The organism is Erysipelothrix sp. HDW6C, assembly GCF_011299615.1.
Lineage (GTDB): Bacteria > Bacillota_I > Bacilli_A > Erysipelotrichales > Erysipelotrichaceae > Erysipelothrix.
In genome coordinates this window covers 742,402-757,243 of record NZ_CP049861.1, presented here as the reverse complement: position 1 = coordinate 757,243, position 14,842 = coordinate 742,402, and the positions used below count along the sequence as shown (strand labels likewise).

The 14,842-nt window shown below is 38.7% G+C and carries 12 protein-coding genes and 1 tRNA gene; 1 reads left to right on the top strand and 12 read right to left on the bottom strand.

Annotation, left to right across the window (positions count from 1 at the left end; all coding sequences use genetic code 11):
• Positions 1-89 precede the first annotated feature (89 nt).
• A tRNA-His gene (locus G7062_RS03275) sits at positions 90-167 on the top strand.
• 133 nt (positions 168-300) lie between these two features.
• Here G7062_RS03275 and G7062_RS03270 read toward each other — a convergent pair.
• The 12 genes from G7062_RS03270 to G7062_RS03215 form a co-directional block, all read right to left on the bottom strand.
• Positions 301-969, bottom strand: coding sequence for an ABC transporter ATP-binding protein (locus G7062_RS03270; RefSeq protein ID WP_166064501.1), 669 nt, complete (start codon positions 967-969; stop codon positions 301-303).
• A gap of 10 nt (positions 970-979) precedes the next feature.
• Entirely contained in the window at positions 980-2,410 is a 1,431-nt protein-coding gene (locus G7062_RS03265; RefSeq protein ID WP_166064500.1) for an ABC transporter permease, read from the bottom strand.
• 93 nt (positions 2,411-2,503) lie between these two features.
• Complete coding sequence (locus G7062_RS03260) at positions 2,504-3,868, bottom strand: HAMP domain-containing sensor histidine kinase (RefSeq protein WP_166064499.1); 1,365 nt, start codon at positions 3,866-3,868, stop codon at positions 2,504-2,506.
• The gene (locus tag G7062_RS03255; protein WP_166064498.1) at positions 3,865-4,536 is read right to left on the bottom strand and encodes a response regulator transcription factor; all 672 of its coding nucleotides are present in this window, start codon (positions 4,534-4,536) and stop codon (positions 3,865-3,867) included. The genes G7062_RS03260 and G7062_RS03255 overlap by 4 nt, the downstream gene beginning before the upstream one ends.
• 76 nt (positions 4,537-4,612) lie before the next feature.
• Positions 4,613-5,206, bottom strand: a complete 594-nt coding sequence (locus tag G7062_RS03250; RefSeq protein WP_166064497.1) for a uracil-DNA glycosylase family protein — start codon at positions 5,204-5,206, stop codon at positions 4,613-4,615.
• Between the two features lie 124 nt (positions 5,207-5,330).
• Entirely contained in the window at positions 5,331-6,236 is a 906-nt protein-coding gene (locus G7062_RS03245) for a LysR family transcriptional regulator (protein ID WP_166064496.1), read from the bottom strand.
• 102 nt (positions 6,237-6,338) lie between these two features.
• Positions 6,339-7,223 (bottom strand): LysR family transcriptional regulator, encoded by an 885-nt coding sequence (locus tag G7062_RS03240; protein ID WP_166064495.1) that lies wholly within the window; start codon positions 7,221-7,223, stop codon positions 6,339-6,341.
• Between the two features lie 84 nt (positions 7,224-7,307).
• A complete protein-coding gene (locus G7062_RS03235) occupies positions 7,308-7,541 on the bottom strand; it encodes a hypothetical protein (RefSeq protein WP_166064494.1) in 234 nt (77 codons plus the stop codon).
• Positions 7,525-10,182: a DUF5979 domain-containing protein gene (locus tag G7062_RS03230; RefSeq protein ID WP_166064493.1), complete on the bottom strand. Its 2,658-nt coding sequence runs from the start codon at positions 10,180-10,182 to the stop codon at positions 7,525-7,527. The genes G7062_RS03235 and G7062_RS03230 overlap by 17 nt, the downstream gene beginning before the upstream one ends.
• A 12-nt stretch (positions 10,183-10,194) precedes the next feature.
• On the bottom strand, positions 10,195-10,986 hold the full coding sequence (locus G7062_RS03225; RefSeq protein WP_166064492.1) for a signal peptidase I: 792 nt from the start codon (positions 10,984-10,986) through the stop codon (positions 10,195-10,197).
• Positions 10,987-11,269: 283 nt separating this feature from the next.
• Positions 11,270-12,757, bottom strand: a complete 1,488-nt coding sequence (locus tag G7062_RS03220; RefSeq protein WP_166064491.1) for a hypothetical protein — start codon at positions 12,755-12,757, stop codon at positions 11,270-11,272.
• Between the two features lie 8 nt (positions 12,758-12,765).
• The gene (locus G7062_RS03215) at positions 12,766-14,838 is read right to left on the bottom strand and encodes a hypothetical protein (protein ID WP_166064490.1); all 2,073 of its coding nucleotides are present in this window, start codon (positions 14,836-14,838) and stop codon (positions 12,766-12,768) included.
• Positions 14,839-14,842: the final 4 nt, after the last annotated feature.

The following is a 14,842-nucleotide window of genomic DNA, read 5'->3' as shown; positions in this document are numbered from 1 at the left end:
ATTTGTATAGTAACTATATCATATTTGGCTATTTTTAATATACCCTATTTACAATTGAATTTGTTTGGGCTATAATATCAAAGCAAATGGCGATCGTGGCGAAGTTGGTTAACGCACCGGTTTGTGGTACCGGCATTCCGCGGGTTCGAGCCCCGTCGGTCGCCCCATATGAAAATTGCACCCACTTTATTATTAAAGTGGGTTTTTTAATGGTCACAATTCATACCGAAACACCAAAAATGCCGCGATAACTGTAAAGTTAAACGCGGCATTTTTTTCGTAATCTATAAGAAGATGAGACTATCTTTTATCCACGCTTGTTAGTGAACCTTCATCCATTTTTAAAATAACATCACTTGAATTGGCAACATCACGGGAGTGCGTAACAACAATAACGCATTTCCCTTCTTCATGGGCCATCCTTTGAAAACATGCAATAATGTCTTTTTGTGTCGTCTTATCAAGATTACCCGTCGGCTCATCGGCAATAATAATATCAACTTTGGTAGCGAGGGAACGTGCAATCCCAACCCGTTGTTGTTCCCCACCAGAGAGCTGTGTAATCGGACGATGCATTTTATCTTCAGTGATACCCAAGCTATTCAATAACGTATAAATTTCTGCTTTATTCATTGCTTTGTTATCACTAATCGATGTAGCAACAAGGATATTTTGCATCGCTGACATATAGGGGATTAGATGAAATTGTTGAAACACGATACCAATTGAATTTCGTCGGTAACGATTTAAACCCTTTTTCTTAATATCGACACCATCAAGCGCAATCGATCCCGATTGTGGAGAATCCAGGGCACTCAAGAGTGCCATCAATGTTGTTTTGCCACTTCCTGAGCGGCCAAGAATTGCATAATATATTCCTTTTTCAAAATTCATGTTAACATTTCTCAATACTTGCTTGCTCTTTTCACCATCACGGTAACTAAAACATACGTCTTTTGCTTCTAACATAATTTACCTCCTACAGTAGTATTTCACGGGGATTCAAACTTAAGATGTAACCCGCCGATATAAGAATCGAAACCATACTTGCACCAAGTACAAGACTGTACAATCCAATGATATAATTCGAATCAATGGAGACTTCAAAATTCTTGGCAATTTCTGCTTCATCAACCGTTGATAATGGTGCCTCTTCCATTGGTACAAATCCCGGTATATTGCTCGTCTCTTCAGGCTTCGTTGCAAGCTGTGTTGTGATCATTTGTTTGGAAAGACCCTCCGCCAATTTATTTCCCGAGTAAATCGATAATGAGATTCCCAACATGGCGATAATCAAGACCTCTAAAGCGACTTGCACTGTTGTTTTCACTTTGGCCTCACCCAATGCTTGATAAATGCCAAACTCATGTTTTCGCTCTCTTAAGAAAAGGACAAGAACGAGTGTAAGAATTAGAATTGCAGCTCCTGTTCCAAAGATAAGAATGAGATTCGATATTTCTTTCATACTTGCAATTGACCCCGAAACTGACTTGAAGGAATCTTTGGACGATGTAATTTTATAGCCATTGGTATCGATGAGTTTGCTGGCCTCTGCGATAAACGAATCAATATCATCCGATGATTTCAATTCATAAGTTGGTGTTACTGACGAAAGATACTGTTCTAATGTTTCATTTGTCCTTTGCGTATCGTGCGCATAATCAAAATTTGCCTTTAGAGCATCAATCTCGGTAGCAATGCCTAAATTTGTATAGATCGTATTTGCATCTATCTCTTTGCTGTATTCTGCATCGGGTCCGCTTGATGTCGATGCTTTGTTGTAGATTCCAACAATCTTAAACTCATAGGGGATTTTTTCTTTGACATCAAAGCGACGATTCTTTACATCATTCACTGCATTTCCTAAGTAAAAGGTTGCGGTATCTCCTACTTTTAACTTGTTTTTCTCTGCTAAAGTCTTTGTGATGATAATTTCCTTTGATCCCCTCTCAGTTGATGGCATTACGCCTTCGAGTAACTGTGCAGTACCTGCTGCAAAGTCACTGGGTTTACTTGAGTTTGACCCTTTAAAACTAAAACGGGCGAACGCAAATTCATCATCGTCAGGATCATAATCTTTATCCACGCTGTAGCTCTTTACTTTGTCTGATCCCATGCCAACCTCAATGCTGTAATCGACACTTTTAACTTGAGTCAGTTTTGCGACAGTCTCAGCGACTTCAGCGGTAACTGGCTTGAATACCGCTGTCCCCATCTTACTCAAATCCTGCTCAATGCGTGCCTTCGCACCCAATTGCCCTTTCATCACGTTATTCAATTGCTCTGAAGCATTGTTTACTGAAACCGCTCCTGCAATGACATTTGCGATTACGAATACAACCAATAGTAAAATTAGACTTTTTCCCTTTCGTTTGGTAATACTTACCCATGTTCTTTTAATGACTCCCATGTTAATACCTCGTTTCCAAAGACATCTTATCAAGTCAATATGTAGCCAATGTAAAGACGCTATGAACTGTGTGTAAAGGAAAAAAAAACGATTCTATTTTGAATCGTTTGCGTAATTTTTGGAATTATCGGTATTAAAATCAAGTTGAACTACAAAACGTTCTCCCGAACTATCAACCGTGAGACCATAATCATACTTATGCGCAATCATCGCAACAACATAAAGTCCCAGCCCATGACTCTCACCATCAGTACTGTCATGGCCTTGAACAAACGGTTTAAGCAAGTCTTTCGTAGGATCAATGACATTCATACGATAGTTCTCAATCCTTAATCGACGGTTTTGATAGTGAACATTGATTGTTGAGGATTCACAACCATACTTTATAGCATTCCCTAATAAATTAGACGCTACTTTCATAAAATCAGTTTCCGACATCCGAATTTGCGATGTGTCGAATTCAATCTCAACTTCCATCATTTTATCTTCAAGTAAATAACGATGGATTTCAACAACTTCCTCAAGATACATGTGTGGCTGAATTGTTGCCTCATTAAGTATTGATTCAAGTTTTGATATCGATAAAATTTCATGGACGAGCTTGCTCATATGATTTATTTTATGTTGCATGTCGTAGACCATCTTTAATTGGTGCTCATCCAGTGATTCATCAAACAACAATGCTTCAATTCGAAGAGACATCGACATCATTGGCGTTTTTAACTCATGAACACTTCCCTTTAAAAACAGTTCTCGATCTTTCGCAAACTTTCGACTCTTATGCATCGCATCAGTCATTTGACGATACATCGCATCAATCTGGTTCTCGAGTTGTGAAAACTCATCGCCTTCAACCGGACTCCTTAATCCATCGTATTCAAATACAGCCATCTCATTCATAATGCCATTTAAGTGTTTAATTTTGCGTTCATTATGACGGGCATACAAATAGGAAATCAAAAGTGAAACCAAAAACCCGAGAACTATCATAAATGGTAGAATACTTGAGAATACCGAAAAGAAATCATTCTCACTAATTCCGCTTGGATAAACAACTTTGAGTGTATATTGCACGCCATCACTCCAAAAAAAGTGTATCGCATCAAAGTCATCTCCTGTGATTGCTACAAATGAAGAATCCCCTTCATGATTATTATTTGGGTTCTCCATGATGCTCAAGAATTGGGGATACACTGTATCGTCTCCAATCAAAAGATTAATTGAAACACCATGCTTCCGCTCAAATTTCTCGAAATAGGATTGCGCCATGAGATCTGAAACCGACTGACCCGTTACCTCAGAAACAAGTTGGGTTTCAATTTTATGAAACGCCTGCTCATTATAGTATGCCAGATAGTTTGCGAAAAACAGTCGGAAAATATAGAAAAAAAGCAGGATGGTCGTTAATATCGTGATAAATGTAATGAGAAATATCTTCGGAAAAACTTTCAACTTCATAAGCTTGACCCATTTTTATCAATACGGTAACCCACACCCTTAATGGTTCGAATACAATCCACAACTATTTTCTTGCGAAGATTCTTAATATGGACATCAATGTTACGCATATCGCCATAGTAATCATAACCCCATAGCAACGTAAGCATCTCTTCACGCGAATACACACGCCCTGAGTTCATCAGCAATAACTGCAACATTTCAAATTCTTTGGTAGTCAGCGTAATTTCGTCGCCATCGTAAGTTGCATAGTAAGCATCTACATGAACAGATAACTTCTCATAATTAAGTACTGACCCTTGTACTTTTCCAATTCTGCGCAGTATCGCTTTAATCTTATAATTGAGTATATTCATTGAAAAGGGCTTCACAACGTAATCATCAACCCGATTCTCGAATGCATTGTATTGAACGAGTTCATCCGTCAGTGCACTGATAACAATAACTGGCACGTCACTCAAACTTCGTATTGCTCTTAAAACCTGCTCCCCATGAATTTTTGGAAGCATCATGTCGAGAAGGATCAAATCAACGGAGTTTGTCTCAAAAATACGCAATCCCGCTTCACCATCATACGCTTGAAGGACATTAAAACCTTCCTTACGGAGTAAATGAACAATGGATGCATGAATATCGACATCATCTTCAATCAGCAGTATTGAATACATAAGCGACCCCCTTTTTATCTTCAGTATATCATGGAGGTTTCTTAAATATTGTTGTTTTTATGAAACTTCATATGAACTACATATGCGAATCACTAAGAATTCGTTTAATACGGTACTGTAGTTCAGGGATAATCTTTGAAAGAAATTCAGGATGCTTGGATATCCATATTTGATTGCGTGGTGATGGGTGGACAAGGGGAAAATAACGCGGCAGAAAGTGTTGATAACCAAGTACATTCTCGGTTACATTCCCCAGCGAACTTTTACCGAGATAGTACTTTTGGGCATACATTCCAATGAGAATGGTAAGTTCAATATGTGGCATCGCAGCGATCAGCTGTGGGTGCCACTTAGCAGCTATATCTTTACGGGGTGGTAAATCGCCACTTTTTCCATTTCCTGGGAAATAAAAATCCATGGGTAAAACAGCAATTAAACCACTTTCGTAAAACAGCGATTCATCAACACCCAGCCACTCGCGTAGGCGATCACCACTCTTATCACGAAATACATCTTCGGCTTCTTGTGTCTTTAACCCCGGTGCTTGACCGATAATTAATATACGCGCATTTTCACTCACACGAAGAATTGGTTTCCATCCCATTTTAGTGAATTGCATATTTTCTTTATCGTTCTCAATTTCACGTTTAATGTGTTCAATTTTCATCATGTCTGCCACCTCTCTCTAAACATTATACACCTCAAACAAAGGATCCTGTACCCTTTGATCTTTCCAGTATGCAAGTTTAACGACAAAAAAGGATACCGTGTATTTTTGACACGATACCCCTCGCTTAGAATAGATCCACTTCGGTATTTTGCTTATCTGAATTAATTACATTCGCACCCAATGCCTCATTGCGTATTTCACTGCACCATTTCTCAATACTTGCCCAAACATCTTCATAAACTGTCGTTGCGGGATTGGGGATGAGCAAATGAAAATCACGTTCGTATCTGGAATCTATTTCCTCATACGGAATATCATGACCTTTCAGATTACGTTTTGAGACAAGGGATCGCCCCTGACCCGATTCCAACATCCTAATAATAAAGTCATTGGTATTGGCTATCATAATATTTTCGGGAATAATACCATTCTCTTGAAGATATATATAATTAAAATGGTTCATTGCTGAATGGTTTTCGCGCGTAAGCCACAGTTTGCTTCCCGGGTCACCACCAAGAACCAATGGATCTTTGAGAACTTGCATTTGAGTTATTTTAGAGTTTTTTGGCAAAGCACGTTCTACAAAACCAAAGTCATATTCACGATGTAACACCATATTATAAATTGAATCCGAGTTACTTTCGATGACATTGAATTCAATGTTTGGATGTTTCTCGGCCAGGTATTCAATCAGACTGGGCATAAAACTGATTGAAAACGAGTTGGATGCCGCAATCGTACATTTCTTTCGGTATTCAGATTGGTCAGAGAGTTTTTGCATCGCATTATGCCACACTTCGAGAATCTCACGAACTTGATCGTAAAAAATACGACCCGCTTCTGTTGGTGTGATGGCGTTGCGACCTTTACGGTCAAAAAGTGTTACTTGCAGTTCTTCCTCAAGTTGCTGAATTTGGCTCGATATTGCCGATTGCGTTAAAAAAAGAGTATTTGCTGCCTTAGAAAAACTACTGGATTCATAGACCGTCTTAAAGGCAATTAAGCGTTTGAATTCTTTTGTTTGTATCATTTGAGTGTCCCCTCATGTGTAAACAAAGTATAACATATGTGTTTATCCTATGCGGTGTGTGATGCACAAAAAGACTGGATGCTTCCAGATTTTTGCGTTTGATTAGTGAATTGCTTCGTTGCGCTCTTGTGTGAGTGCCCACGCTTTTATAGACTCATAAATCTCTCCATGCATTCCAATTGCACGGTTTCCTCCCAACAAATAGAAGTTTCGCATGTAGTTCCCTTTGAGCGGTATAATAACCCTACTCTTATCCTTTAGCCAATGTGGATAGTATCGCTTAATACTACTCATTGAAATGATTGTATTCCCTGTTCCATTGTCTAAAAGCCTTAGTGTGAAATCATTGTTATTGGTATACACAAACGTCTCGGGATTGATATTGTGTTCATTCAAATAGGCCGTGTTGAAAAAATTATCCGCTGAGTGTTCCTCACGGATTAACCATAAGTCACTTTTCTTATCACCGACATAAGCAAGTTGATCCTGCATTATCTCGGTTTGTTCAAGTTTTGAATTGGCAGGTAACTCCCGTTCAATAAATCCAAAATCAACGTCGTGTTTTAAAACATCGTTATAAATGGTCTCTGTATTGCTCTCGTTAACCGTGAACGTAACGTTAGGGTGCTGTTTGATTAAGTAGGCAATCAATTCGGGAAAATAGCTAATTGAAAATGATCCTGATGCCGCAATCGTACAATGTTGATTTCGGTCTGCCTCTTTATTAAGCAACTGCATTGTTGTACTCCATGCTTGGAAGTGACGAATCACTTCATCATAAAGTATTTCCCCTTCAGCGGTTGGTGAAATAAAGTTACGACCATTGCGGTTAAAGAGTTGTAGATCGAGGTCTTTTTCTAATTGTTTGATTTGGTTGGATACAGCGGATTGTGTTAGAAACAGAATCTTAGCTGCTCGCGAAAAGCTGTTGGTTTCGAAAACGACCTTAAACGTATAAAATCGTTTGAATTCTTTAATATGGATCATAAACCCCTCCTGTATTGATTGTCGTCATGACAAGCTGCTGTGATACAGTGAGTTTCCTGTTAATCTGTTCAAGAGTCTTATTGTCTATTTTTGGATTGCACTATTCTTAAGCAGTACATTCGCCACCAAATGATTGATTTCATACAGTTCCTCAAGTTTTCTTGAGAAAGCATCAATACTTTGATTATCTTTAAGTTGGCTTTGTTGTGCTTTGAGTATTTCCACTTCCTTTTGAAGTGCTTTGTTTTCTTTGATTAATTGTTTTACCATTTTAGCAAGATGGATACTTGTTTCTAATTCTTCATGAGTTTGAGCCATCTCCATCATCTCCTTCTTTTTTGTTTTTATTACGGCGTATTGTTGTTATGCGACTGTAAATAATAAGGTTTGTACCCACCATGGTCAGAATTCCTCCTTGCAACATGAAGCCTGTTGCTGCCAATCCTGTTGCGGGCAAATCTCCTGGATATGTTGGTGGGTCAAGTGGCTCTTCTGGGTCTACCGGAGGTTTAATCGCCCCTGTATAAGTATTAATAAACAACCCGGTTGTCGCATTTGTTTCGAATCCCTCTTTATCATAAGACACACTTGCAATCACAATCGCGTCATCTTGGTTGATCGTTGTTATTGTGAGTGTTATTGGTTTACGGTCAAACGTATAATCTTTGAGACGTTGTACCTTTTCTTCAATTCGATATTTAAACGTACCTGCGTGTTTGAATTCTAAAGCGGCAAAACTTGCTTCACCCGATCCATCAATTGCGATACTTCCACTATTTACAATCGGTGCACCTTCAAGTGCAGTTATTGTAAAGACAAACTGAGCTGGTACATGTGTGTGCTCTTCACCAATTAATTGTTTGGTTACTTTGGGAAGGTAAGATGTTGGCACCGTAAATGTATTCAAGATATTGAAGCCATCATACGTTGCGATAAAATCGTCAATCGGCTCTTCCTCAATGTGATAAACTATTTCAACACCGTTCTCATCAAAACGCGCAACCTCAAATGCGTATTCCCATTTTCCATGCGCATCTTCTTTGACAATAGTACTTGCAACAACTTCGTTGTTTTCGTTAAGAAGATTCACGGTTATTGCACTTGGAATACGATTTTCATACCCCGGTGCCACTGACCATGATTTGATTCCCTTGATCTGTGCTTTCGCAAGTTCTTTATGGAATATATTGGTTGCAATGACTTCCACATTTTTCTTTGTTTCTACGGTTCCATGACTGTTGGTAATGACAAGTTCATAACCATCTTTACTGTAGTCCCGTTCTTCGACAGCGTACACCGTTCCCGGACTCATCTGAAATTCTTTTGACTCACCGTCCTTCAGTGTGAAGACTTCTTTTGAATCGTCGAAATTCATGATAAATTCAAAACTTTTGTCAGTAGTAACTCCGCTAACTTTTTTTGTCACCGTAATGCTTACGAGGTCTTTGTCTGGATTCTTAAAGTAATTTCGGAAAACAACGGTCTGATTATAGTCAGAAACTGTACCGCTTTGACTTAATACACTCGCAAAGTAATCATCGTGTTCTGATTCAGTAACTTTATAGACGGTACCGATTGGAAGATCTTCAAAAAGAATTGTCTGATCTGCAGTAATCTCTATGGAATCACCCGACTTGTATTCAAGAAGGTCACCATCATCAATACGATACTTAAAGTTACCAGCAGGTTGAAAATCAACTTTAAACTGAAACGTATCACGCAATGTTGTATAGACAACACGTTTTGCAATCAGTAGAGAACCACTTTCAATTTCAGGGGCGTCTTGATAAATATTGTTAATGTTATAAATCATCATATCTTGGACAATTATCTGTCCTTCTATAACACCCAGTTGGCTAAGATACCCTTCAGAACTGTAGTCTTTTTCTTTAATTGTATAAGTTGTTCCAAATGGTAATTTAAAGATGTACGCCGTTTCATTGTGACGCAATTGAATCGTACCACCACTCGAAACCATCTCAAGTGGCTTATTGCCAATCCCAACGGGATAGGTTCCACCATCACTGAAGGTTATTTCAAACTCAAATTGTTTCTCTTTTTGAGCGTCCGTCAACGCTTCGCCACTTTGATTGCGAATATACTTGGTTAACGCGACAATTCCTAACGATTCACTTTGCGATTGGTTGACAAAGGATGCCAAAGGGCGATCATAAACAAATCCTGTGGCGAACGATGAGTACATTGTGTAATCATGATCGCTGAGTTCCTTAACATCGTACCGCGTGCCATAGGGAAGATACTTAAATATTGCTTTCTGCCCATGCTTAAGCTGAATAATTTCACCATTCTTTATGGTTTGATTTGGACCACCATCAATCGAATAGACATAATCTTTCGTATCAATCGCTTCGTCATCATCGATTTTCTCATTGAACGTAACTTTAAAAGAAAAGAGTTCTGCTTGTTGTTCAACACTGACATCTTCTCCATTTGAATTCACAATTGTTTTCATAATTTCCAACGCTACATCATTTTGAATGTTGTATGCGTCAACATGAATGGGTTGTCCATCCGGCTGCTCAAGCGTATCTACTTTGAATGTATACTTCCGTATCGGATTGCCTGTTTTATCCAAATCGAAACTGTGACCAAGAGGTGGGTTAACTTCTAAAAAGTAATAATCGCCAACTTCAAGATTATGCATCCAAATCTCGCCATTGGCATCAGTCGTATAGGTCGTACCGATTTTCTCATCGACAGCATCAACACGGTAAAGTTCAAATTCAGCGCCTTCAAGACTAAAATCAATCACAGTTCTGTCCGCTGCAATCGAACGCTTTGTAAGTACCACATCATGAGCATCAAAACCTCGCACAAAACGGTTTGTCTTATGTTGTGAATCATCAAACCATCCATGAACACCGAGAACGACTTGAGCTAAAAGCGCAATCAAAAGAACGACTTTAAATGACCTCGTTGTTATTTTTTGCACTCTCATTAATTCAACTCCTTACTTTTCCAGTATTAACTGCTGTTTTTCATTTTGACGTTCACGTAAGTAGACAGACGTGGTATGAAGCGTTGCAAATATCAACCCCACAAATACCATAACCATTACCAAGTTATCCTTGACATAACTGAGATATATTCCGACACTTGGCAAAACCACAACAACCTTACCGGCAACTTCTTTTGCATGTACTTTTTCCAAATCAGGATCTTTATTATCGACACCCTTTGTCTCAAACGCGAGACCTTTATTTTCAAAGTTCGGATGGATTTTAATAATCCGATGGGTGATCATTGATTGGGTATTCACACCATCATAAAATGTTATATCATCACCCACTACAAGTGACTCTGCATCGACCTGTTTGCTGATAATCAATGAACCACGAGGAATAACAGAGTTCATACTTGCCGTTTCAACATAAAATGGTGAATAGCCCATTGCACTTGCATAACGACTCCCATCTTGCATCGAAAATGCAACAACCATCAAAACCATCGCTAAGAATACATAGAACATTAGATTCGTTATTGCTTTGACTGCTTTGACTCCCCGACCAACCTCGGTCGTTTCTTTTGAAGAAGGTGCAATCTGAGGTTCCACCTTAGACTTCACTTTTTTTGAACGTTTCATAGGTTGCCACCATGATTTTTTTTGACTTTTTGATAAATCTTGTGGTGATGCATCAAATTTTAGAGGCTCCTCTGCACCTTCAGTCAATTGTTCTTTTTTCAGTTCACTTTGACGAATGAATTCATCCATCAGTCTATCCAATTTGTCATAATCGCGCATGCATAAACCTCCTGTTTTCTTCAATTCATCGTGACGTGCCAAGGTTGTAATTCGATTACAGCCCTCGCACGTCAACATGAATCATCATGTTAACGTATTACTTATTATTTATATTCTTCATTTATTACAAATATATTGTAGCATTCAAATCACACGTAATTTTACGCATGATTGAATACTTAATATAGATTTTTTCTATAATATCAAGACTATGATGGGATAATCTTGACATTGATTCTAGACACTCTTTTTGCTTTTCAATTTTGACTAAATCAAAGTTGTTCTATGATTTGATCGCTGCAAGTGCATCAGTTAAATCTGTAATTGCTTCTGTAACATGTGCAACTTCTGCTGCACCATCATTAAAACACATCTCTCCATTATCATGTGCAATTGAAAGTGCTGTTATTAATTCTTCTGATTTTCCATTTGTATCAATTTCTTCTGCTTCATTCAGTAATTGAAGCAGTTGACGTTTCGCTACAACGAGTTCGTTAGTATTGTATGCTTCTACGGCTAACTGAAGTTCCTTAGTAGCTTCTTTGAGTACAGCTAACGTTGCATTATCAGTATCATGTACCGATTGAGCTGACGCAATTGCAGTAACAAGTGTTGAAGATGCATCAGCTGGTATTACTTTGAAATCCAAAGTTTTAGTTGTAGCAATTGTTTCAGCTAATTCTTTGTACGCCATTGATATTGGATCTTTTCCTGATATCGCATTCGTGAACTTCGCTGGTGCATCTGCCCATAAAGACACATCTTTTAAGTTAACGGCATCCATATTTACGTGAATATAATATTCTGCCGCTCCATAAGGCTGCTCAATTAACGTTACTTTTTCTAAGATATTGTTTGTGATTGATTTTGGTGTTGCAGTTGCATCGGTTCCGTGAACAAGTTTTTCACCCCAGTATGCATACCCTTCTGTTGAATCTGTGTCGACAATCCACTGTGCGGTGGGTTGTCCATCCCATTCAGCCATTGTGATAACATCTGTTCCAAATGTCCATTTTACATATTGTGTAAATGGGTTGCCATCGGCAGACATATTGTCACCAGCACCCCAAAGGTGTGTTGTGTATTGGTCTTCATCAACGTTGTAGTCGATTGAACCTGTTTCTTCATCAACAATTGCATTGTTGTGTTGGTCATCAGATGAGTGATTTTGGTTAATGCTTCCTTCAACCAAGACATCCCCTTCACCCAGTACTTCTGTCATGACGATAAACTTACCGTATTGACCATTCTTATCCGCTTGTTGAGTTGCGATATAGAAGAATCCTTTTACGTTTCCTTCTTCATCTTTGTCAAAGAGTCCAGTGACTTCTTCGATACGACCATCTACCGGTGCTTCTTCACCCAGAGTTGCCATGAATTCTTGCGCTAACTCCAATGTCGCGAATCGTTTGAAGTTCCCTTTTTCATCGACCATGTAGCGTTTTTCACTATAAGTATATGATTTGTTCTTAATCTCCATGAACTCTTTTAATTGCACACGGACATAAGCATCTTCATAAATATATGAAGCAATATCATCTGTATCTTGTCCATTACGAACTGAGATTTGGTTGACTTTCGCTTCACCTTTACGCCAATTCGATACTTCTTCAAATGTCTCTACCAGTGTCACGTTATGTTCTACTGATGTTGTTGTAAACTTATTCGTTTTGTGTTGACTCACATCTTGCCACGCAAGCGTTCCTGTTACTAAGAGTGCTCCTGCAAGTAAACCTACTAGTACTCCTGTTCTCTTTTTATTGTTTTTCATTTTTCTCCTTATTTTGCTGGTAATGCAGTAATCATCATTGATACATTTTTGTTTGATCTATAGTCCGACGCACCCGTTGCAAGGCCACCAACTTTAGTTACAAATCCAATTTGTCCTTCAGCTTTTCCAACAGACCGTAGCATAATAAAATCACTTTCTGTGACCAAATCTTCAGCACTAATTTCGTAATAATTAATATCCGATATTCCTAATGTGAAAGCTTGTTTCTTTCCACTCTCGATATATTGAATTGGTTGGTCTTTACGAGTTTTCCAAGTATCTTCTTGTCGAGTCTCTTCAGTAAATTGAGTTGGCAAAACAGCCTTGAGTGCAGTTGCATCTGACTCGACCCACTTTTTAAAGAATGCATCGTCTACTTTCTTTGCTGCTGATAATGCATACGAAGGATTCTTCTCTGATGAAAAGGCCATTTTATTATCTTCTTTTGTCTCTACACCGTATGACGCTATCTCTGCTTGCATTAGAACATCTGTGGTTATGATTGCATGACCATTCTCTTCGTCATAAGATACAACGGTCCAATTGTGTCCAGCAAAATTTTCGATTCTACCATCTTTAAATTTCGGTCCAACCACCGTTACAAGCTTGCTTGATTCGGAGAACAGAGACTCGCTAAGATTTGAAAGATCAGTAATATTAGCATCTTCAGAAGCCAACAAAGCTTTTGCTGTATCTAAATAGGCTTGATATCTTTTTGCTCCTGCTGGTGCTTTATCACTTAAATCAATTTCACCTATTTCGTTTAAAGTCTCTGCTAATTTTGATTTTGCGACCAATACATTATCTGATTTGAACGCTTTAAGTGCACTCTCTAAATCTGATGAAGCCTTTTGTAGACTTTCAATCGTTTCATTTTCATTATCCATTGCTACCTTGGCATTTGCTAATGCAGTTGCCAGTTGTGTCGCAATTTCTGATGTATAACCTTCGAGTTCAAATCCAGAAGCCTCATTGATTGCATTTGTGAGTGCTTTGAGGACAAGTGAAAGATCATCCATTCCATTATGTGCTTTTGTGATTTTCTCAGGTGCATCGTCCCATTTCGCGACATCTTTAAGGTTAACAGCGTCCATGTTTACATGAATGTAGTATTCTGCTGCACCATAAGGTTGTTCCAACAGTGTTACTTTCTCAAGTAGATTTGTTGTCAACGATTTCGGTGTTACAGTTGTATCTGTTCCATGGGTCAATTTCTCTCCCCAATAAACATAACCTTCCGTTGAATCTGTATCCACAATCCATTTTGCTGTAGGTTGGCCATTCCAGTCGGCCATTGTGATTACATCGGTTCCAAATGTCCATTTTACATATTGTGTAAATGGATTTCCTTCTGCTGACATATTGCCACCAGTACCCCATAAGTGTGTTGTGTATTGATCTTCATCAACGTTGTAGTCGATTGCACCTGTTTCATCATCAACGATTGCTGAGTTGTGTTGATCGTCCGATGAATGATTTTGGTTAACACTTCCTTCAACAAGGACATCGCCCTCGCCCATAACTTCGCTCATCACGACAAATTTACCATACTGACCATTTTTATCTGCTTGTTGGGTTGCAATATAGAAGAATCCTTTTGCATTCCCTTCTTCGTCTTTGTCGAAGAATCCAGTGACTTCTTCGATACGTCCGTCTTCAGGGGCGTCTTCACCGAGTGTTACCATGAACTCTTGAGCAAGTTCCAACGTTTCAAAGCGATTGAAGTTCCCTTTCTCATCGACCATATAGCGTTTCTCACTATAGATATAGGACTTGTTCATGATTTCCATAAACTCTTTAAGTTGTAAACGAACGTATGCATCTTCGTAAATATACTGCGTTACATCATCCGTTTCTTGTCCATTTCTGACTGCAATCTCATTTACTTTGGCTTCACCTTTACGCCAGTTTGAGACTTCTTCAAATGTTTCTACAAGTGTTACGTTGTGCTCAACCGAAGTTGTCGTAAATTTATTTGTTTTATGTTGGCTCACATCTTGCCAAGCAAGCGTTCCGGTTACTAAGAGTGCCCCCGCAAGTAATCCGGCAAGGACTCCGGTTCTTTTTTTATTGTTTTTCATTTTT